At 44.5% G+C, this 21,660-nt stretch carries 15 protein-coding genes; 13 read left to right on the top strand and 2 right to left on the bottom strand.

Features of this window, described 5'->3' with window-relative positions:
* The first annotated feature begins 10 nt into the window (after positions 1-10).
* The gene (locus AAFX28_RS03510; RefSeq protein ID WP_408685671.1) at positions 11-790 is read left to right on the top strand and encodes a hypothetical protein; all 780 of its coding nucleotides are present in this window, start codon (positions 11-13) and stop codon (positions 788-790) included.
* A 32-nt stretch (positions 791-822) separates the two neighbouring features.
* Here AAFX28_RS03510 and AAFX28_RS03505 read toward each other — a convergent pair whose 3' ends face one another.
* On the bottom strand, positions 823-1,281 hold the full coding sequence (locus AAFX28_RS03505) for a hypothetical protein (protein ID WP_408685669.1): 459 nt from the start codon (positions 1,279-1,281) through the stop codon (positions 823-825).
* 488 nt (positions 1,282-1,769) lie between these two features.
* On the opposite strand from AAFX28_RS03505, the gene AAFX28_RS03500 reads away from it, so the two are divergent.
* From AAFX28_RS03500 to AAFX28_RS03480, 5 genes are all read left to right on the top strand, one after another.
* Positions 1,770-2,783 (top strand): OmpA family protein, encoded by a 1,014-nt coding sequence (locus AAFX28_RS03500; RefSeq protein ID WP_408685668.1) that lies wholly within the window; start codon positions 1,770-1,772, stop codon positions 2,781-2,783.
* 854 nt (positions 2,784-3,637) lie between these two features.
* The gene (locus AAFX28_RS03495; RefSeq protein ID WP_408685666.1) at positions 3,638-9,232 is read left to right on the top strand and encodes an Ig-like domain-containing protein; all 5,595 of its coding nucleotides are present in this window, start codon (positions 3,638-3,640) and stop codon (positions 9,230-9,232) included.
* A complete protein-coding gene (locus AAFX28_RS03490) occupies positions 9,232-10,590 on the top strand; it encodes a DUF1552 domain-containing protein (RefSeq protein WP_408685665.1) in 1,359 nt (452 codons plus the stop codon). The genes AAFX28_RS03495 and AAFX28_RS03490 overlap by 1 nt, the downstream gene beginning before the upstream one ends.
* A 61-nt stretch (positions 10,591-10,651) precedes the next feature.
* Positions 10,652-11,122, top strand: coding sequence for a hypothetical protein (locus AAFX28_RS03485; protein ID WP_408685663.1), 471 nt, complete (start codon positions 10,652-10,654; stop codon positions 11,120-11,122).
* 196 nt (positions 11,123-11,318) lie between these two features.
* A complete protein-coding gene (locus AAFX28_RS03480) occupies positions 11,319-11,657 on the top strand; it encodes a carbohydrate-binding protein (protein WP_408685661.1) in 339 nt (112 codons plus the stop codon).
* 109 nt (positions 11,658-11,766) lie between these two features.
* Here the strand turns inward: AAFX28_RS03480 and AAFX28_RS03475 are convergent, their stop codons facing one another.
* Complete coding sequence (locus AAFX28_RS03475; protein WP_408685659.1) at positions 11,767-12,432, bottom strand: DUF1826 domain-containing protein; 666 nt, start codon at positions 12,430-12,432, stop codon at positions 11,767-11,769.
* 345 nt (positions 12,433-12,777) lie between these two features.
* On the opposite strand from AAFX28_RS03475, the gene AAFX28_RS03470 reads away from it, so the two are divergent.
* From AAFX28_RS03470 to AAFX28_RS03440, 7 genes are all read left to right on the top strand, one after another.
* Positions 12,778-13,311, top strand: coding sequence for a YbhB/YbcL family Raf kinase inhibitor-like protein (locus tag AAFX28_RS03470; protein WP_408685657.1), 534 nt, complete (start codon positions 12,778-12,780; stop codon positions 13,309-13,311).
* Positions 13,312-13,332: 21 nt separating this feature from the next.
* Positions 13,333-14,118, top strand: a complete 786-nt coding sequence (locus tag AAFX28_RS03465; protein ID WP_408685655.1) for a helix-turn-helix transcriptional regulator — start codon at positions 13,333-13,335, stop codon at positions 14,116-14,118.
* Between the two features lie 96 nt (positions 14,119-14,214).
* On the top strand, positions 14,215-15,096 hold the full coding sequence (locus AAFX28_RS03460; RefSeq protein WP_408685654.1) for a LysR family transcriptional regulator: 882 nt from the start codon (positions 14,215-14,217) through the stop codon (positions 15,094-15,096).
* 106 nt (positions 15,097-15,202) lie between these two features.
* Positions 15,203-16,285: an efflux RND transporter periplasmic adaptor subunit gene (locus AAFX28_RS03455; RefSeq protein ID WP_408685652.1), complete on the top strand. Its 1,083-nt coding sequence runs from the start codon at positions 15,203-15,205 to the stop codon at positions 16,283-16,285.
* Positions 16,286-16,294: 9 nt separating this feature from the next.
* Complete coding sequence (locus AAFX28_RS03450; RefSeq protein ID WP_408685650.1) at positions 16,295-19,360, top strand: efflux RND transporter permease subunit; 3,066 nt, start codon at positions 16,295-16,297, stop codon at positions 19,358-19,360.
* A gap of 9 nt (positions 19,361-19,369) precedes the next feature.
* On the top strand, positions 19,370-20,854 hold the full coding sequence (locus AAFX28_RS03445) for an efflux transporter outer membrane subunit (protein ID WP_408685648.1): 1,485 nt from the start codon (positions 19,370-19,372) through the stop codon (positions 20,852-20,854).
* A gap of 197 nt (positions 20,855-21,051) precedes the next feature.
* Positions 21,052-21,609, top strand: coding sequence for a type II secretion system protein (locus AAFX28_RS03440; RefSeq protein WP_408685646.1), 558 nt, complete (start codon positions 21,052-21,054; stop codon positions 21,607-21,609).
* The last annotated feature ends 51 nt before the right edge of the window (positions 21,610-21,660 follow it).

Here is a 21,660-nt window from a genome sequence, read left to right as displayed (position 1 = left end):
ATAATCATAGATGAGTATTTCTCTCTCTAGGTGGAAAAATAGTGCATCAATCCCCTCAAATGAAAGAAAAGTTGTTTCGCTAATCGAAATCGGGATGGTTGGTGAAATTATTGATGTGGAGTTCAAGGAAAACCTTGCAAAGAAAAACAAAGAGAAGCTCATATTAGAAAAACTGTATCCTAGACCGTTTACTTTTACATACTTTTCTTCCCGTTCAATAACTCGCCTTACAAGGCCAGAGCAGTTACAGACTTTAGTTAAACATCAATTAATGAATCACAACCATGTTATTCATGATGACTTTGAGTACCTATGTGAAAACTATTCAGCAGAAGAGCTTGTATCCAAATTTAGATTGGGCTGTTTTAGAGTACGATGGTCAGGTGATGGGCATTTAATGTCAGCATTTGTGCCTAAGAATATCATTGGTAAAGATAAGCCCTATTATGATCAGGTACAAAATGCTTTGTCTGTTGTACCGCATGAACACATAAAGTTACATTCATGTGCTGTGGTGCCAGAGTCTAATTTCTTGAGTGAATTGATGTCTTTATTGTATGAGCGTCACCTAGAAGATGAAAGTTTGTGTAGCTACTATTCCTTAATGAAATCTCATACTGAACTGGTCAACAACTTGTTAGAGCTGTATGGAGGGGAGTCAATTTTTGCTCATCATCACCCGACGTTGGACTTACTGGCTCGGTTTTATTTGTTTCCTCCTTATACTATGTTATCAAATCCGTTAATTCGTCAGCATTATCTCACCAGCCATACGGCTAACTCGCTATAAATGCGCATTAGCCTTGGTATGGGCTAATGAGGTTACTCTTCTTTGAGTAACTGCAAAACGATAGGGAGTTTGTGCCCTTGTCTTTGCAAGTAAAAGACGATTTGAGAGCGCTGTTCGTCGCTTTGTGGTAGACCAGTCCCAAACTTCTCTACTTTACAGTTTAATGCCAAGTTAAACTCGTCAATGTTGCTATAAAGAGAATCCAAAACTAGGCTGATTTGTTCAGTATTGTATTGGCTGGCAAGTAATTGCTCCTCAGCTCGTTTTCGCCCATGAAATGCCCGTAAGTATTTTTCGGTATCTCTTTCAATTTGGGCTAAGTCGCTTATTTTCCCTTCTTGATAAAGTAATCTGATGTGATGATTTATGTCGGACTTTTCTATACCAAGGAACTCGAGCCGCTGTCTGACACATGCTGACGTGGGCTCAGCATTAAACTTAAGCATATTGTTAATCACATTAGCTATTTTTTTCTCTTTGTCTTTGGGCATGGAGGTGACCTGGCTATGAATTGCGTCTACTGAACTTATTGTTTATGAAGATAAATTGTCTTTATCTAAGCTTACTATCATGTTGCAAGCTTGAGTTACTGGCTATCATTGTTTTATAAAACTGATGTAAGTAAGTTCTTGTTTTTACTGTAGGAATTTGGTTTGCATATGGTTGTGCAATGAATTGATTCAATGTGGCTATTCTTGATGATGTTTTATGCCTGATAGGAGTCACTATAGAGTCACAAGATCACTCACTGTATATATCAAACTAAGCTCCCCCCAGCTCACTTGTAGGATTAATCTACTAACCTAGTAAGCTAAGGAGGATTTCAATCTTGATGGCCCTTAGTCACTCATCCTAGCCTGCAAACTTATATAATCCACCCCCTTTTCCTGTTTGACGTCGGCTGTGATGATGCACGTTAAGAAAAGTTCTTATTCACATACTGACGACAGACTCATGAATGTTTTGAGCGAGTAGAGAAATGAAAGTGAATATAGTGTTGGCTGCAATAGTGATATCCACTACAAATGCAGCTTGGGCATCAAGTACGCCGGCTCCATTTATTGGCATAAAGGGTGGCTTTCAGCTGTCTTATGATGATGATTTTGACCAGAATAACAGTGGTAGCCCGGTTTGGGGTATATATGGAGGGTTGAAGCTATCTCAATCTTGGTCTTGGGACCTTGGTTATCAGAATCAACCACGATTAGAGTTTGGGCCTGCCGATGCTGACATCAGTACCCAACTTTTAGAAAGTGCGATTCGCTATGATTGGTATTTACAAGACTCACTCAGTATCTACGCTCGTGCTGGTGCTACTTATTGGCAAATGGAGAGAACCCAAGCTTCTGATTACAAAGAAAGCAGCGGTTTCTCACCTTTAGCTGAAGCTGGAGTGAGTTATCAAGTAGCCCCAAGCCTGACTATGTCGGCTGGGTACCAATACATTCCTTCGATTGGTGATGTATACACAACCGGTGAATATGACAGCAATGCATTGCTCCTAGGTATTACATATACTTTTAGCCATCCTAATAGTTCTAGTCATGGTATGGTTACCGCTGAGCCATATGAGGAGAAGCGGATACAAGAAGGAGTGTCTCACACCAGTGGGAATGAGCCAGTGAAGAGCTCTGATGTGGCTCCGGCAACGCAGCGGTTCTCACCATTTATGATCTCTTCAAGCTTCAACTTCGATTCAGCCGAAACTGAAGTCAATCTTGGTTCTATCGCTGATATTCTTATCCAGTATCCGCAAGCTAATGTTGAAGTTGTTGGTCACACTGACTCTACAGGCCCTGAAAAGTACAACCAATCTTTATCGGTTAAGCGCGCACAGTTTGTATCAAATAAGCTGCTCGATTTAGGCGTTCCTCAAAAACAGATTCAGTATGAAGGCCAAGGAGAACTCGCACCACTTGTGAGTAACGATTCTCCGCAGGGAAGAGCGAAAAATCGCCGAGTCGTTATTTCAATAAAGAGTTTTGAATATTAAACCAATAAAGAACATTGGCGCCTAGCATGGTTTATACATGTTAGGCGTTTTTTATACTTCAAACCCTTCTTGTAGGATTAATCCTTCAGTAATTGGTTACCTATCCTTATTAACTATAAGGACCTGCCTTATATAAATGGCGACAAAAACCTTGTTAATATTTCGTTGTAATAATAAGACGTAGATGACAAAGAAAGCTCACAGCCTTAATCGTTATTGATAGGTGAATATATGATATCTCTCATGATTGGGGGCTTGCTTTTCTTTATTTAAACTCAGCCATTAAGCAACTAGAGATTAACATGCCAATTCCCAAAGATGATACTAGAAGTTTTATATCTAAAGCGACTAAGCGTTGGGGTATGAAATATGATTATAGTCAAGTCGAATATATCAATAGTCGCACACCCGTAACTATTGTCTGTCGTAAGCATCAACACTCTTTTCTACAAACCCCTAAGGCCCACTTTACTGCAAAGCGACATTGCTGCCCTTTGTGTTACAAGGAAGTTGAAGGGTTTTACAAGAATCAGTGGCGCAGTGTCCCACCTGTAAAAAGCGCATTGCTGTCTAATATTTCGCCGCTTATCAACCACGTTTTTCGTTGAGGAATATAAGTAATTTATTACTTGATGATAATTATATTTCCTCAATCTCAGTGTTATTTGTCTCTGTGCTCTTACCTTGCTGCTTATATAAGTGCAAGTGCTCTTATTGGTTTTAGTTATTGATTTTCTGTCTGGGTTTGTTTGTAGGGCGTTTCCTGTTTTTAATTTACTTAATAAATGGGCGTTGTTACCAAGGCTGATTGTTATTACTTTGAAAAAGAAATGAAAACATTATTTAGGAGAAAAATGTTGAAAAACCGTGTTCTATTAACACTGCCAATGTCAATTCTAGCTACGGATGTTGCTGCTAGTGTGAATTTAAATGGCGGAATGGTGGGGGAGTTGGTTCAACCCGCGTCGCCTTCGCCACATTGGAATAATTACCAAATTACCTTTAAAAACAATGGTAGCAGTGCAATTGAACTGCATAAGAACGAGTTTCGTTTTGATACACCATCTCCTATGTATAGCGCCCCATGGGGATTGAGTGGAGCTAGTGTGACTCTGCGTTCTTCACAGGCGAATGGTGATATGTTCACCAATACTTTGGGATTTGCGGCGTATAACGGTACATCTCGTTTGCTGAAGCCTGGTGAGTCTGTTTCGATGACATTTGGCTATGGTGGAACGTTGGACAGCGCGTTAATTGAAGCTTCTTTTCGCTTTTCGGGTGATGATAGTGTGGTTGAGCCCAATAACGCGCCTAGCGTTACTTTATCTCGCCCTAGTTCAAATATCTCAATCGTAGAAGGCCAGCTTTTGACGCTAACTGCGCAAGCTTCCGATGTTGATGGCGACTTGGCTGGTGTTAAGTTCTTTGTTAATGATCGTCAAGTCTCTGATGATAAAGCGTTGCCATACGAATTTAATCTTGCCGATCTAGGGGTAGGAACGCACTCTGTTTATGTAAAAGCGTACGACTCTAAAGGGAATGTCACACAAAGTGTTACTCGCACGGTTACTGTGGAACCAAGCAAGGGCACTGCACCTGAAGTTGGTATTACTCAACCAACAGGTGAAGTCGAGCTACAACTAGGTGATTCTTTGAATGTCATTGCCGATGCTAGTGACGTAGATAATGATCTCGCTGGCGTAGAGTTTTATGTAGATGGACAAAAGTTAGCGACAAAAACACAGCCACCATTCGATTTCCAATTTACGCCAGCAAGTGAAGGTATTTATACATTCCATACAGCGGCTTATGACATCGCAGGAAACCGAACGGAGTCGCCACCTCAAGTGTTTAAAGTGAAGGTTCCAGTTGTTGAAACCACACCTCCAGTCATCAGTATTGTTTCACCACAGTCTCATGTAAACACTCTATCAGGCGAATCAATCGTAGTGACTGCACAGGCTTCGGATGTAGACGGCGATCTAACTGAGGTGCGTTTCTATGCAAATGGCGATTTACTTGCGACGAAGAAAAATGCGCCATATACCGCTGTTGTAATCGCGCAAGAAGGTAAAACAGCTATCGTAGCTGAAGCTATTGACGCTGCAGGCAATACAACACGTACGTCAGAAATCAATATCACTGCAAAATCCTTGTCTGGTGGAGAGAGCTCCGGTGGAAGCTGTGATGTACCTCAGTACCAGAATGGCGGTAATTATGTGTTTGGTGACAAGGTACAGAACAATGGTTCCATCTACGTATGTAAACAGTTTGGTTGGTGTGGACAAGCACCCTATGAGCCAGGCGTTGCATGGAACGGTAGCAATTTCTGGACGGATGCATGGGACGTTGAAGGGGCTTGTGATGCGGAGCCAAACGTCGCGCCTTCTATCTCAGTCGTACAACCTAATGTGACAGCGAATTCAGCTTTTGTGTTGAGCGCTAATACCAGCGATGAAGATGGTCAAGTTGCAAAGGTAGAGTACTACATTGATGGCATTTTAGCGGGTACTTCGAGTCAGGCTCCATTTACACTAAGTCACCAAGGGCTGAGTGAAGGTGATTATCAATTATTCGCCGTTGCTACTGATGATAAAGGAGCGCAAACACGTTCAGAAAATGTTGCACTCAATGTTGAGCAAGCGTTTGAAGGCAATCGTTTAGCTATTACTTTTCCAAGTTTTGACCATAAAGACCTCTTAAATCCTCCTGCTGAGCTACAAGACCAAGTTTTGACTGGTTCTCTTTATTGTCCAACAGACGGCACCACCACCAAGATTGAAGGAACATGGGGCGAAACCGTCAATATCGATGGTTTAGGTGAAGACTGTTTGTATCAATTGAACCTTGATGGTTTCAGTGGTTACGTTGCCCGTTTTTCCCCTTGGCTGGTGAATTTTGCTAAAGCTGAAGAGCGCCAAATTGATATCGATGCTTTATACCGAGCGCCGATTGCTACCGAAGCCCTGTTCCCATTAGGTGGGGTGAAAGTTGAAACCTATTTAGAAGGGATTTATCAACCTCGCTCAATGGCGATGGGTGACAACATGATCTTCGTTGGTTCCTCTTCAATTATGTTGGATAGCGAACCTCTAGGCGGCACTATTTACGCTGTTCAGCTTGATCCTCAAACGAAACAGCCAATCGGTACTTATGTCGTGGCGGAAGGCGAAGAGCCTCATGGTGTGGCGTATCGCGATGGTAATCTCTACTACAGCACAGTAGGTGCTCTGTACAAGATTGAAAATATCAATGAGACTTTTAAGTCACGTCCTGTAGCTGAAAAGATCTTCACTTATCCTGCTGACGGTACCAAAACGCCGATCCCAACAACGCAGTGGTGGACTCGGATGCAGCACCAAAAACATCCACTCAAGTTCAATACGGTCGACCCGACAGACAAGAAGCTTTATACCGCAGCTGGTCTACCATGTAACATTTGTACCACACCAGAAGAAGAGCTTTACGGAACAATTTTCGCAATTGACTTAGAAACGGGTGAGTACGAAATCCAAGCCAATGGTATTCGTAACTCAGTGGGCTTTGACTGGCACCCTAAAACGGGCGAAATCTGGTTCAGTGACAACAACCGCCAGCAGTTTGATAACCCAGACGAGATTAACCGTATCTCAAACCCAGGTAATCAAAACTTTGGTGCGCCAATTTTCTTCGGTAAAGACACGCGTGGCCTGACGGATCATGAGATGGCGAATTGGCAAGACCTACTCCTTGGTGGTGAAGGCAGCGACGGCTACCCAATCATCCCGCCAAAAGCGATTTTGCCTCAGATCGATTATGACGTGGTTAAACCAACAGACTATGTAGGCGCAGAGTTTGATGTGTTCACCAACAGTGCTCCACTAGGGGTGAAGTTCTGGAACGCTTACTCACAGTCAGACAATATCCAGCACCTTGTTTACGCGACTCACGGTAACAGTAAACCAGAACACCCGGGGTTAGAGCTCCGCATGGTGACTATTCAAAATGGTACCGATGTGATCCATGAGCGTCCATTAGTGACAGGTTGGATGAGAGATCGTCAAGCGGTCGAATCTTACGCGTGTTTAACGGACGCATGTATTGGCCGTCCAGTCGAGTTCTTAGAGTTGAACGATGGCTCAATGTTGGTATCAGATGATAAGGCGAGTGTCATTTACCGCGTTTCTTATGATGCAACAGGAGCAAACCAGAAGCAGATCACGTTCACAACCACTGAAGCACCGGATAGTAGCCTAAGTGAAGAGTTGGTTAGTGGTGCCCTGATTCATCCGAATGGTCATGAAAGTAAGTTCCATGTCGCGTGGAATGCACCTTCTATGAACATTGATGGTTTGGAAAACGGTACTTATCAAGTTCGTTTAAATGATGTTGGTGAGTTCATCCCAGAGCAACGTATTCATTCGATCACGATCTCTAATAGTGCTCCAACAGCTACGATTGAGCTGAAGTATGTTGAAAAGCCGAAAGATTTGGTGGGTGTCGTTAAGTTTACTGCACCAGCGAAACCTGCGAATGCTGCTGAATCTAGCTTACGCCTCACCTTTATCGATAAAGCGCAAAACGAAACGTTTGAGCGTGAAGTTGCTTGGGGAGCGTCATTAGAAGAGACTTTAGACTATGGTACGTACGAAGTTCGTTTCCCATATCTAAAGAACTACTTCCCTCAGCCATCTAAGCTCAATGTGGCGATTAATGAATCCAGCCTAGAGCATAACTTAGATGTGGAGTTTATTGGTTTTAACTCTGGCGAAGATCTTATCGCGCAGAACTGTAATGCGTGTCACTCAACAGAGTTCTTCGATAATGCGAATAAGGCAAACGCGTGGAACAATGCAGGGTACGATGCTCTTATCGATAAAATTATGTCGATGCCGGTGGCGGGTCACTGTGATCTAACCTGTGCGCAAGAAATTGCAGACCACTTGTTTGATGATGTGTGGAGTGAGTACCTTGGTCAAACTGAGTCTTATGGTGAACGACAGGTTAGACTACTGACCAACCTTGAGTATGCGAATACCATTCAAGATCTATTTGCCATCACCGTTGATAAGCAAAAACTGCCAAAAGACAAATATGAACGTGAATTTAAGTTCGCTGGCCAATCTAGTCAGGGTGTCATCCTAACTGAGGACATGAAGCAGTACCACTCGGTGGCAGTTGATATCGCGAGCCGTATTGACTTAGCGTCCATTGGCTACAGTGAGAATGTTAACAAAGCACAGTTCATTTCTAAACTGGGTCAGAAAATATACCGCCGACCATTAACCACTGACGAGCAATCAAGATTTAACTCTTTCCTTGGGCAATATGGAGCGAGAGACTTGGTTGCGTCAATGCTGTTGTCGCCGAATTTCTTATACCGCTCAGAGCTAGGTACTTTGACAGATGAAGCTCACGTTTATGAGCTAAGTCAGTACGAAGTTGCTACCGCGCTTTCATACAGCTTCCTTGGTACAACGCCAAGTGAGTCTTTGTTAGCGAAAGCATCTCGTGGGGAATTAGAGACCAACGAACAAGTGGCCGCAGAAGTCGCAAGCATGCTGACTAGCCCGAGAGGCATTGCGCGCTTTACCGATTTTATTGGTTACTACATTCATACCCAAGTTCAAGAGCTACCTGAAAAACCAGGTCTAACGACTGAAGTGGTTAACGCTATGGTGCAAGAACAAGCGGAGTTCATCCGTTACTTCTTAACTGAAGGGGAAGGAACTGTTGCAGAGCTATTTAACCCGAACTTCACTTTCGTTAATGGGGCATTGGCTAAGCACTACGGAATTAGTGGTGTTACAGGCGAAGAGTTCCAAAAAGTCGTGGTCGATAACGGACAGCGTGGTGGTCTACTACAACAAGGTCTCACACATGTTGTGAACTCAGATTATGCGGCAACCTCATTAGTGAAGCGTGGCCTGATGATCCGGCAGAACCTACTATGTCGCACCATAGGTGTCCCTGTTGATGTTGATCCAGACTCAATCGAGCTACCGGAATCACCAATCACCACTCGTGAGCGCTGGGACACCATTAATGGTCAAGATGCCTCTGCTGGACAGTGCTGGCAGTGTCATGAGTTTATGAATGACACCGGCGCTTCTATGGAGAACTACAGCCAGACAGGTGAATGGAGAACGACCGAACCAGCATACAACGATCCAAGTGTTACTTTGCCAATTGATGCGTCAGGTCCATTGGTGGATAACTCGGGTTCTCATGTGATGCTTGAGTTCAATAATGTGCGCGATATTTCTGCCCACTTCCCTACCAACGCAACTGTCCTTCAGTGTCTAGCGGACAGCTACTTCCGTTATGCCATGGGACAAGAAGCAAATGTTAATTCAAGTGCAGGTATTCAAGACATGACCAAGCAGCTTGAGAAGAGCGGTTCGATTTCAGAAATGCTGGAAACCCTAGCAACGTCGCAAATGTTCAAATTCAAAAAGGAGAGTAACTAATGTCTTTTCTAAAAAGTCGTAGACGTTTTCTAAAAGCAGCGGCAGGGGCTGGCGTTTTAGCACCCATGTCATTGCCCGGGCTTACCCGCATTGCTCATGCAGGAACAACAGGTCAAGCAAAAACTAAAGTGGTATTTTTTGTGGTGCCAGATGGTTTTGCGACCGATAGCTTTAACGGTCAATTCAATAAGGGCTTATGGTTCCCAAAGACCGCACAGGCGAACGCGACTGATACCACGCAGTTTACGCTCAATGAAGTAAGCCAAGAGCTTGCCGCGTATAAAAATCGCTCTTTGTACCTGCAAGGAATCATGTTAGGTCAGGGTAACGCGGGTCATAATGGTTGGACTGAAGTACTGCGTGACCGAAACAAGAGCCAGTCGTCTATCGATGTCTTGTTAGGTCGAGTTATGCCGGGAACAGACCCTTCTCAGCGAGCTATTTTCGCTGGTCCTCATGCGACAGATAGCGTGAATTGGTATGTGTCTTGGGATGGTAAGAATAAGCGCACGCCTCAAGGTAATCCGACACTGTTGTTCGAAAACATTTTCGGCACAAACTACAGTGGAGCAAAAGCGCGCACGGCTCAAAACAATAACGGTACCCATTTATTTGATCCAATTAACCAAGACATTCAGACGCTGCGTTCGAAGCTATCTGGCAGTGAGCGACAAAAACTGGATACCCATTTGGATTCGATGGAGCAAGTGGTTGCTGATATGGATGCGACGATACCTATTACGGCGGAGTGTTCCCCTGTCATGCCGAGTAATCATCCGATGATGTCGGCCGATTTTCGAAACCAAGTTCAATCAAGCCACCACCAAGTCGTCGCAACAGCACTGAGTTGTGGTGTGTCACGAGTGGCAACAGTGCAAGTCGGCCGCTCTGCTGACCAAGTGGTGATCAAAGATGCGAGCTTACGTGCTAACCCACACGATCTTGCACACCGTTATAAAAGTGAACAGGAGTGGAAAGATAGCCGTAAATGGTATGCACGTCAGGCGAAGCTGTTCTTGGATGAACTGTCTCGCCATGCGGATCCTGATGTCCCTTCAGACTCACTGTTGGATCACACACTCGTGGTGATTACTTCTGAAATGTCAGATGGCGCTCCTGAGCACCAGTACAACCAACCGATGTTATTTGTTGGCGGTGCTTCTGGATTGCTGAAGAGTGGGGATGGACAAGGTCGTTACTTGAACATTACTTCTCAAGGGGATCGAAACCATTGGGCAGCAGGGCGCCAGGTTGATCAACAGCGTATTTGGGCAACCGTTGCTCAAGCGATGGGAACGTCAGTACCGTATGGTGGAAACAGCAGCTCAGTATCTGGCATCTTCACTAACGTAAGTTAATGTCTATCTAAGCCGTAAAACAAGGGGGAGATTTTCTCCCCCTTACTACAGGAGTAATTTCATGATCACCATCCCCCAACGGTGGGTTTTTCTTCTACCGTTATTAGCGCTAGCAGGGTGTGATAGTTCAACCCCTATGCCGTCAGCCTCTCCGACCCCACAAGTGTCGGTAGTAGAGCAAGAAGCCAGCTCACCTCCCCCAAATAATCCAGTCTCAATTCAAGGTTGGCTCAAACCAGGTACTCCTGAACTTGAGTTTGTCGAGGTTCCTGTGAGTGTGACGCTGGAAGAATTTAGCTCGAGTGGAGAGTCCAAAATCGTCGCGACCACAACAACAAAAGCCAGTTACGAGACCGGTTTCTTGGCTCGTTTTGTCTTGGAGTACAACACCAGTCAATTGGATGAAGGCGCAAAGTATTTTGTCCGAGTGGAAGCAAAGCGCGAAGATAAGGTCCTTTGGCGCAACAACATCTTTTTTTCAGGGCTGAGTAACCCCTACCAAGATTCAACATTGAATATCGTTGTTAAATAAACCAGCAATCTTTGTATTTAAACGTGGACTACGAGTCACTCACCGAAACCTATAGACCAACTATTAATAATGGCTCTAGGCATGTTAACGGCTCCAAGAGACCGTTTCGTTTTTATGAAGGATACGAAATATCACGAAGACTACTTTCAAACAATATGATGCTCCTCATGGCGCTCAATCTCAGGCGGCGACACGTATGAACGTGAAAGGGGTAACAGGTAGCTGTGATGTCAATGACCTCAATGCGGGCAGCTACCCTCAGTGGTCTTCTAGCCAAACATATGTTGGAGGCAATACCGTCAGTTATAAAGGCTTTGTTTGGAAAGCAAAATACTGGACTCGTAACAACCAGCCGGATCAAAGTTTTGCTTGGGAATTGGTCAGTGATGTAAGCTTACCTTGGTCTAGCCAACGTGCTTATACGGGTGGTGACATTGTTATTTATCAAGGAGTTAAGTACCAAGCTAGGTGGTGGACAATGGGTGAACTCCCTGATGTGAGTAGTGTAAGGGACAATCAAGGCCCAGCTTGTTAGTTACTGAGTAAATTTTTGTAGCTGTGCAGTCGGGAGAAAAGAGTTTCTCCCGATATACCAAGGGCCTAGCCGAGGCTACACTGTCCCCAAAAGTGACACAACAACGGGACTATCCAAAGTCCATCGTCAGGAGCAACCTCGGTTGATCTGCTATACCATCAGGTGAGCGATGGACCAATCCATTTTCTTCATTTCCTTCCCAGCGGGTGCCTTTCAAAAGTGCGACGTCTCCGCTAGTTAGTTGTTCAATATCTGAGTATTGCTTGTATAAGCCAGACGACGAATCTGGCAGACCGTTGCTTCCTCTGCCGAGTTTGGAACGATCCACCACAGAGTTTGGTAGCCATTGTGTTGCGATACCTTGGTAGGTAGTGACTAATCGGCATGGAACATGATCAACATGAAAACGAGGACACATTGCGCCACTAAGAGTTGCTAGTCTGACTCCCGCACTGTCTAGATCAAATAGGCAGCAAAACATATCGACAAGTTGGGCAATGTCTAGAAGCAGAGAGACAGGGGCTTTCCCGTCAAATGTATAGTCTAAAGATTCGAAAGCGTTTTCTGGAGACAGTGTAAGGGATTTGCTGAGCTGTGGATTCTCTGTGATGAACAGAGAGATTGCATTGACTGTGTCTGATTCAAAATCGCGTTGCCAGACGGCGATATTGGTTTCGGATTGATAAATATTGCTCAGTACAGTTGGTTCTGATCCAATACTAGAACTCGTTTCATCGACTATTTGTACATCAAAAGATTCGGCTAAAGCAGTCACGTATAAACTCCAGAGTTATTGAAAGTAGCGTGACGGGTCACACCAAAAAAACAAACTATAGATATGTTATAACATAACAAAACTTATCAGTTCAAATTATGCTGTGCTTATTACACTCAGCTTATTCGCACTTAATCTGCTCATTGACTAGACACCAATTACTTGAGTAAAAGGAGCTTTAGGGGAATGATACACTTTGCGCAGGGTGTTTGGTTCTGAAACTATTGGATGATCGATAAGTATCAAAATGAAAGAATTTGAGGCTTGATGTGATACTTAATGATAAGTTGAGGATGTGCGAAAGGCATACACTGGGTTCCGAACTTAACAAGAAGGATCACCATTATGAAAGCACTAAACCAATCTGTTTTAGCACTGAGCCTTGTGTTTGCCAGTTCTGTTAGCGCATTTGAGTTATCGAGTAACGACCTTCAAGAAGGGCATCCGATGGCGAAAGCTTTTGAATACAGTGGATGGGGGTGTGATGGAGACAATCAATCACCTCAATTGCAATGGAAAAACGCGCCAGATGGTACTAAGAGTTTTGCCGTTACGGTTTATGATCCAGATGCGCCGACTGAAAGTGGTTTTTGGCATTGGGTTGCGCTAAATATTCCTGCGTCAGTAAATGAATTACCGCGTGATGCGGATATCACCAAGCTTGGCGGTATGGAAACACGTATTGATTATGGTTCGGTTGGCTTTGGTGGGGCATGTCCGCCGAAAGGAGATGGAATGCATCGTTACCAGTTTACGGTTTGGGCATTACCTACTAGCAAGCTCGATATAGAGCAAAATACTCCTTCTGCAGTGGTAGGTTTTACCTTGAATAGTATGGCGTTAGATAAGGTAACACTCACCACTACTTACACACGTTAACCGAATGCACCGAGGAAAGTAATGAACCGTCAGTATCACGTCACTACCTTCAGAGCCGATCAACTTCAGAAGTTGAGAAACGTGAGGGTTCATTCGCCAACCATTATTCAAATAGTTTTGGGCAGTAAGCGTCTGTTTTGGAGAGATTCGACATTGGATCTTTCCAACTCTCAGCTCCTGCTGTGCGAAGCTTCTGCGTCGTTAAGTTTTGAAAACTTGCCCCACAAAGGGCGATTTCTTTCACGGGTGTTTTCTTTTCAATGTATGCCAAGCAATACGATGCTTGAATTGAGCAAAGAACGTTCCTCGTTGGCTAGGCACGACATTGTGATTGATTCAAACAAGATGCTTGAGGATACCTTGAACGCATTGTTTTCGTTCGACCAAGATTTAATGAGTGCTGAGACTCAAACGTTTTGGGTGATGGGGCTTTATCAGCAATTGGCCGAACAAGGGATGTTGCATCAACTGTTTGCTAACTCGAATACCACGTTTACCCATACATTGAGCCGCTATCTCTCCCGTAACCCAGGAAAAAAACACGCTCTTGATGATGTTGCACAGCGATTTGCAATGAGCCGCGCAACACTGATTCGTAAACTCAAACGAGAAGGAACTCAATACAAAGAAGTTCTTGCTGAAGTGCGATTTGGTCATGCACTCTCACTAATGCAAAGTGGTGAACGTAATGTGGCTTCACTTGCCCTTTCTTGTGGTTATCAGTCTGAAGGACGTTTTAGCCAACGATTTCGGGATAAGTTCGGACTAACACCAAGTGAATATCTAAGAACGGTCGCATTGAACTAGCTGGTAAACCTAAGTCTGAGTCAATAAAGTTTGATATTGGCTAAAGCTACTACAGCGTGCATTGCGTAAAGTGTCCGAGCAAAAAGGAGAGTACGTGTGAAAATTGAAGACTTAAAGTTGTTTGTGAAAGTGGTGGAGCTCGGAAGTTTTACGGCTGCGGCCAACGCACTGGATTTGCCTCGTGCCAATGTGAGCCGCAGAATTAATGAACTTGAATCGAGCCTAAACACTTCATTGTTCCACCGCACGACTCGCAGCCTTTCTCTCACTAACCAAGGTGAAATCTATTACCAAGAGTTGATTAAAGCGCTGGAAATGTTCGATAGCGCAGGGCAAGCAATCAAGCATGATAGTGGTGTCGTAAAAGGCAAGGTGAAATTAGGGATTCTGCCTGAAACTCATGATTTGCTGCAGCCAATATTGTTTGAGTTTCTTGATCGCTATCCAGATGTTGAACTCGATGTCCGTGTTATCCAAAACGGTTTTATCGATATGTATCAGCAAGGATTGGATGTTGCGTTTCATGGCGGAGAACTGATGGATTCGGATTTGGTTGCTCGCAAAGTATTGCTATTAGACCGCTGCTTGGTTGTTTCACCCAATTACTTAGAAAAGTATGGCGCTCCAACTTGTGTCGAACAACTCACGCAGCACCAAGCTTTGTGTTTTCGTTGGCCGACAGGAGAAGTTGATCAGTTTTGGCATTTCTCACAGCAAACGATAAAGGTCGAATCTAAGTTAGTTGCTAACAGTGTCGCGTTTTTAAAAGATGCCTCTATTGCTGCACGAGGTATTTGCTTCCTGCCTAAAATATTGGTGCAGAGCCAGCTAGCAAGTGGTGAACTGATTCATATTTTGCCTGAATCTAAAACCAAATCTGAGCATGGATATTTACTTTACCCTCAACCAAAAACACTCAGTCATGTGAGTCGATTATTGATCGACTATCTATTACAAGAGATTCCAAAAATCGGCTAAATTAGACGTATTGTCTCAATTTTCATGACAGTCAGTCATGTGATAGCCCGATTATTTGAACGGTGTTCAATTATAGAATAGCGCTAACAATATGGAGCTATCTATTATGAACAGACTCAATTCTCTCGGCATTGCTGTCGGTATGGCGCTTGGCCTAACTGGTTGTAATCAAGCGCAAGTGGTCGAACAGCCACAGCTCAGTCAAAAAACGATTCAAGTTATCGAACTTGCAGATACTCAATCGCAAAGTGCGAAACATTTTAGTGGCGTTGTGCATTCTCAAGAAACTGCTGGCCTTGCTTTTCGTGTTCCGGGAACCATCACGCAAATCTACGTAAAAAAAGGCCAAAGCGTTGAAAAGGGAGACCTAATTGCAGAGCTCGACCCTCATGACTATCAGGTCACACTTGAAGAGTTACAAGCCCGAAAATTAGAGGCTGAATCGGCGCATAAGTTGGCTAAGGCGGAGCTAAAACGTGTTAAGCAAGCAACACAGGATGATGCAATTGCAAGTGTCAATCTTGACCGCGCCATTAGCGGCTATGAGCGAAGCCTCTCGGCGATAAAAGTGGTCGATAAGAACATTCAACGTGCAAAAGATACGCTGAATTACACTCAACTGAGAGCACCATTCGATGGCGTGATTGGTAGTGTGGATTTTGACACGCATGAGCAAGTGCTACCGGGCATAGCGGTAGCAACACTGCAAGATAACTTACTTCTTGAAGTGGAAGTGGACGTTCCAGAGAATATGATTGAGGCGTTTGAAGTAGGGCAAAAAGGCGCGGTCTCTTGGTATCAGTCGAAAACAGTTTTGAACGCTCAAGTGACAGAAATTGCTCCATTACCGCATTTGATCAAACAGACCTATACCGTCACCTATCGTATAGATTCAACCAGTAAGCAACTGTTTCCTGGTAAATCGGTCTCGCTTACTACTCACTTAACATCTGAGCAAGATGCCTTCTGCGTACCTTATTCTGCGATTGTCGGCGAAAAGCAAAATATGCACGTGAACCTCATTCGAAAGCACCAAGTGGTTAGAACTCCGGTTGAGCTGCAATCTCTAGACGCTTACCAAGCGTGCGTGATGGGGGAGATGCATGGGGGCGATTATGTGGTGGTCAGTGGTAGCCATTACCTTGCCGATGGCGATCGTGCTGACAAACTCGTTGTGCGACTGCAATAGGGACGAATCATGATTAAACTTGCAGAATTTGCGATTCGCCAACGCACCTTTGTGCTGTTTTTCACTGTACTCAGCATTATTGCGGGTCTGTATTCCTACTTTGATTTAGGCAAGCTAGAAGACCCAAGCTTTACGGTAAAAACAGCAGTGGTAGTCACGCTTTATCCGGGCGCATCTGCACAAGAAGTGGAAGCCCAAGTTACTGACACTATAGAAACTAAGTTGCAAGAGATGGGAGAGCTTAATCGCTTACGTTCGCTGTCTCGTCCTGGTATGTCGATGGTATTTGTTGATCTCAAAGAGAGCCTTAACTCAAAAGAGTTACCACAACAATGGGATCTACTACGCCGCAAAGTCGATGACGTTAAGCTTCAGCTTCCTTCGACGGCTCAACTTAGCATAGTGCAGGATGAGTTTTCAGAGGTCTATGGCATGCTGTTCGCTATTCACGGAAATGATGCTAAACCAGAAGAACTGCGCCGCTATGCAGAAGAACTGCAACGACGTATCAAGACGGTGAAGGGCATTAAGAAAGTGGAATTGCATGGGGTCCAACCGCGTGTCGTTTACATCGATATGCCTGATGAACGATTGGCACAATATGGCTTATCTACCGTTCAAGTCTGGAATCAGCTTAATAGCCGAAACATGACGTTCGAAGCGGGTAAGTTTGATGCGGGAAGAGAGCGTATCCGTATTGCGCAAAGCAGTGAGTTCCAGTCGCTTGATGACGTACGTAACCTCGTCATTAAAGGCGGTGTGAGTGAGCTAGGAACTGGTCTGATTCGTTTAGGTGATATAGCTGATGTTTCAATGGGCTATCAAACCCCAGCGTTAACTGAGAACCGTTACAATGGTGAGCAATCTGTCACGCTTGCGGTTAGTCCAGTGCAAGGCATTAACGTGGTGTCATTGGGTGATACGATTCGAACAATCATTGATGAATACCAAGCAAGTTTACCACTCGGTGTTGAAATTTCGACAGTCGCATATCAGCCAGATGAAGTACAAAAGTCGATAGATGATTTCGTGGGTAATCTACTTGAAAGTGTCGGCATCGTCTTTGTTGTATTACTTGTTTTTATGGGATTCAAGAGTGCAACCATCGTAGGTGGTAGCTTGTTATTGACCATCTTGTTGACGCTTATTTACATGAATGTGATGAGTATTGATTTGCACCGAGTTTCACTCGGCACATTCATTTTGGCATTAGGTATGCTGGTTGATAATGCCATTGTGATCACCGATATGATGATTGCCAAGCTGAACAAAGGGATTGAACGGACGGAAGCGGCACTGGAGTCTGTCAAAGAGACGGCTATTCCACTACTTGGCGCAACCATTATCGCTATCATGGGTGCAAGCCCAGTGTTGTTTTCAAAAACAGATGCTGCAGAGTTTGCGGGTTCTGTCTTTTACATCATCGCCTCTTCCTTATTGTTATCGTGGTTGGTTGCGATGACTTTTACCACCTTAATGTGTTGGTTGTTTATCAAACCGAGCAAAGGGGATTTAGGCAACAAGATGGTGAGATACAAGCAATGGGTGAGCTGGACGGTTGATAACCCAGCTAAAGCACTATGTGGCTTGATTCCATTGCTCATTGTTACGGGGTTTGCGGTACCGTACATCTCCATCAACTTTATTCCTCAGTCTGATCGCCCAATAGTCTTCTTTGATTACTGGTTACCTAATGGGGCGAAAGTTGAGCAAACCTCAGCTGACATGAAAAAGATGGAAGATTGGTTACTTGAACAGCCTGAAGTGGTGTCCATTTCTGCTTCGGTTGGGGCAAGTGTGCCGCGCTTCTCGGTCACGGTAGAGCCAGAGCCTCTTGACCCTGCTTATGGTCAAATCTTGATTAACACCACTGATTATCATGCTATTTCCAGTTTAGTCGCTCGCGGCGATAAGTGGATTCAAGCAGAATTTCCCGATGCAGAGCCTCGTTTTAGATCGCTTAAACTAGCGACAACAGATAAGTATTCGGTTGAGGCGCGTTTCTCAGGCCCGGATGAAGAGGTATTGCATCAACTGGCTGAGCAAGCAAAGTCGATTATGGCATCTCATCCAGATTCAAAATACGTTCGGGATGATTGGCGTCAGCAAAGTAAAACGCTTAACCCAATCATCAACCAAGATAAAGCGCGTCGAGCGGGCATTAATCGTGCAGACATTGCATTCGCTATGAAACGTGCCTCTGATGGTATGCCGCTTGGACAAATGAACCTCAACGATGAACTGATCCCGATTCAATTGCGCGGATCTGAGAAAACCATGGCATCGTTAGAAACACTACCAGTGAAATCTCTATTGGGTATGCATACTGTTCCGCTGGGCCAAGTTGTTGATGGTTTCGAACTCTCTGTTGAAGAGAGCATGATCTGGCGACGTGACCGCGTGAAAACCATTACTGCTCAAGCTGGTGTAAGCCGAGAAACGACATCTGCGCGGGTACGTAATGCCATCAAAGATCAAATTGAAGCCATCGAGTTGCCGCCGGGTTATTCAATGGAGTGGGGCGGGGAATACTACGATGAACACAAAGCGGTTTCAGACATCTTAAAACAATTGCCTAAAGCGATGTTGATTATGGTGATTATCTTAGTCGCTATGTTTAATGCCTTTAAGCAACCAGTGATCATTCTATCGACGATACCCCTTGCAGCTACAGGGGCTACGTTTGCACTACTGGCGTTCGACAAACCTTTTGGTTTTATGGCGTTGATTGGCGCTATCACACTAATGGGGATGATCATTAAAAATGGCATTGTATTAATGGATCAAATTGAATTAGAACGCGCTAACGGAAAAGCCCTTTCTGATGCGATCAAAGAGGCGACCATCAATCGTACTATGGCAATCTCAATGGGCGCTTTGACCACGGCTCTTGGCATGATCCCTCTTCTGAGCGACCTTTTGTTTGACCAAATGGCAGCAACCATCATCGGTGGGTTGGCTGCTGCAACAGTCCTTTCGTTGTTTGTTATGCCAGCCTTATACCGCTTGGCTTATAAAGAGAATCCACAACCACGTAAAAATGCGCGTGTGAACAAGCAAATTGTGCAAGCTTAGGAAGAGAAAATGACAATACAAAATACACAGCTTAATAAAGCGTTAAAGCTTGCTCCTATTGCATTGAGTTTAGTGCTAGTTGGATGCGCCGTTGGTCCTGATTATAGTGAACCAACCGTATCTATGGCAGAAAGCTACCTCTACTCAGAAAACCAGCAGGTGGCGGAAAATGATTACTGGTGGACGCAGTTTAATGATCAAACATTAAATACTATGGTTGCTAACGTTCAAAGCCAAAACATCCCACTTAAAATGGCGGCTACACGAATCAGCATGGCGAATAGCTATAAGTCAGTTGTTGAGTCTTTCAAAGTCCCGACTATTAATGTTGGGGCGGGGTACTACAACTACCAGCTGAGCAAAAACGATTCACTGCTTGGTCCGGCGCTAAATCCGCTTGGTGAGAGTGTCTCAGCTCTACCTCCTCAGTTATCTAACACAACAGTCTTGGATAACCAGCATGATGGAAGTTTGGTTGGTGCTTCGATTGCTTGGGAAATGGACTTGTTTGGACGTATCGATAGGCAAGCGAATGCGGCTTCGATCCGTGTCGAACAAGCCGAGATCTACAAAAGTGGTTTAACAACTCTGATCACGGCAGATCTAGTGCACAACTACTTGCAGTATCGTGGTGCGGAAGAGCGTATCGCATTGGTGGAAGCTAACCTTGTCGATCAAGAAAGAACACTTAACTTGGTCGATAAGGTGGTGAAAAGTGGTTATGGCTCTGACTTAGATTTGGCACAAGCAAAAGCGATGCTGTCGGCGACTCAATCTTTATTGCCGCAGCTAGAGATTGCACAGCAAGTCCATAAACAACGTATTGCAACGTTACTAGGTGAGCCGCTATCTCAAGTTGATGTTCGACTCGCTCAATCCCAAGGGCTACCCGTTATGGAAGGGGTAATTCCTGTAGGGCTACCTTCTGATTTGTTAAAGCGTCGCCCGGATATTCGTTTAGCGGAGCGCGAAATGGCGGCAATTAACGAGGAAGTTGCCGTCAGTATTGCCAATCGGTATCCGAAGTTCTTCTTAACAGGGGCTCCAGGTGTGTCAGCGAGCAATTTTGATGACCTATTCAGCGGTGACTCGTTTGGTTGGGTTGGTTCAGTCGGAGTCAGCTGGAACGTATTTGATGGTGGCCGAGGCGAAGCGCTGACAGAGTTAAACCAAGCAAGATTCGATAATGCTGCATTAGGTTACCAGCATGCGGTGGACTCTGCGTTTACAGAAGTCGACTCAATGCTGTTTGCGTATGGACGCAGCCAAGAGAACCAACAGTACATAGATGAAGCGCTTACCTCGTCTGAAAAAGCCGTCAGTAAAGCAAAGTCTTTGTATCAGGCTGGATTAATCGATCACCTTTCGGTACTTGATGCCCAGCGTCAGCATCGAATGTTGGAAGATCGAGAACTTGCTGCAAGATTACAAACAGCGCAAGTTACAGTAGGTGTCTACAAAGCACTTGGCGGTGATTGGCTTATCGCACAGTGATGATGGATTAAGTCAATATAGAGCCCAAGATGGATACCATGTTGGGCTTTTGGCTATTTAGGGCCTTATCTCGTACGGATTACCTATAATTGATCCATAAGGCAATTTTATAAATTGTTTGTGATTTATAACTTGTTACATGTTAGAAACGTCTCAGATTTCATGGAATGATTAATAAGTAGGCTGTAGGGAATACGATGAGAAAGAGTGGTTTTACGTTAATTGAGTTAGTTGTCGTTATCGTCATTCTTGGCTTACTGGCGGTTGTTGCTGCTCCACGTTTCCTTAACTTACAAGAGTCAGCTCGTGAGGCAACACTTGAAGGTGTCGCAGGTGCAATGGAAGGCGTCATTACTCAGGTTAATGCTAAGGCAGCGATTGCTGGACTTACACCGAGTCTTTCTAACCCTGGTAATCAACAAGATTATATTCTCGACTTTGGCATTGGTACGGTCGAAATTGACTGGGCGACGCTTTGCCCTGAAAGCGAAGGGGAATCGGCAGATGCACTCACTATGTTTGATTTCCTCACGCTCGAAACCTCAGGCGACTTAACGACAGCTATTGGTAACCGACATACGGTAGTGGGTTACGACCATTCCTTCTCTGATAGTGATCTAAACAGCACTAACCTAACGACGCTCCCAGCAGGTTGTTATGTAATTTATGATTCATTTGGTGGGCGAGGAAGCTCAGATATTTGTCCAGCAGAAGGCTGTGAATGTACTGTGCGAGTCGAAAATACCAGCTGTTGATAGCCCACATATATTCATGTCACTCTAGTTTCCGTAATATGACCGAGTTGG

This window comes from Vibrio sp. TBV020, assembly GCF_046056895.1.
In the GTDB taxonomy this organism is placed as follows: domain Bacteria; phylum Pseudomonadota; class Gammaproteobacteria; order Enterobacterales; family Vibrionaceae; genus Vibrio.
The sequence above is the reverse complement of the archived record's forward strand: the minus strand, read 5'-3'. Positions and strand labels throughout refer to the sequence as shown.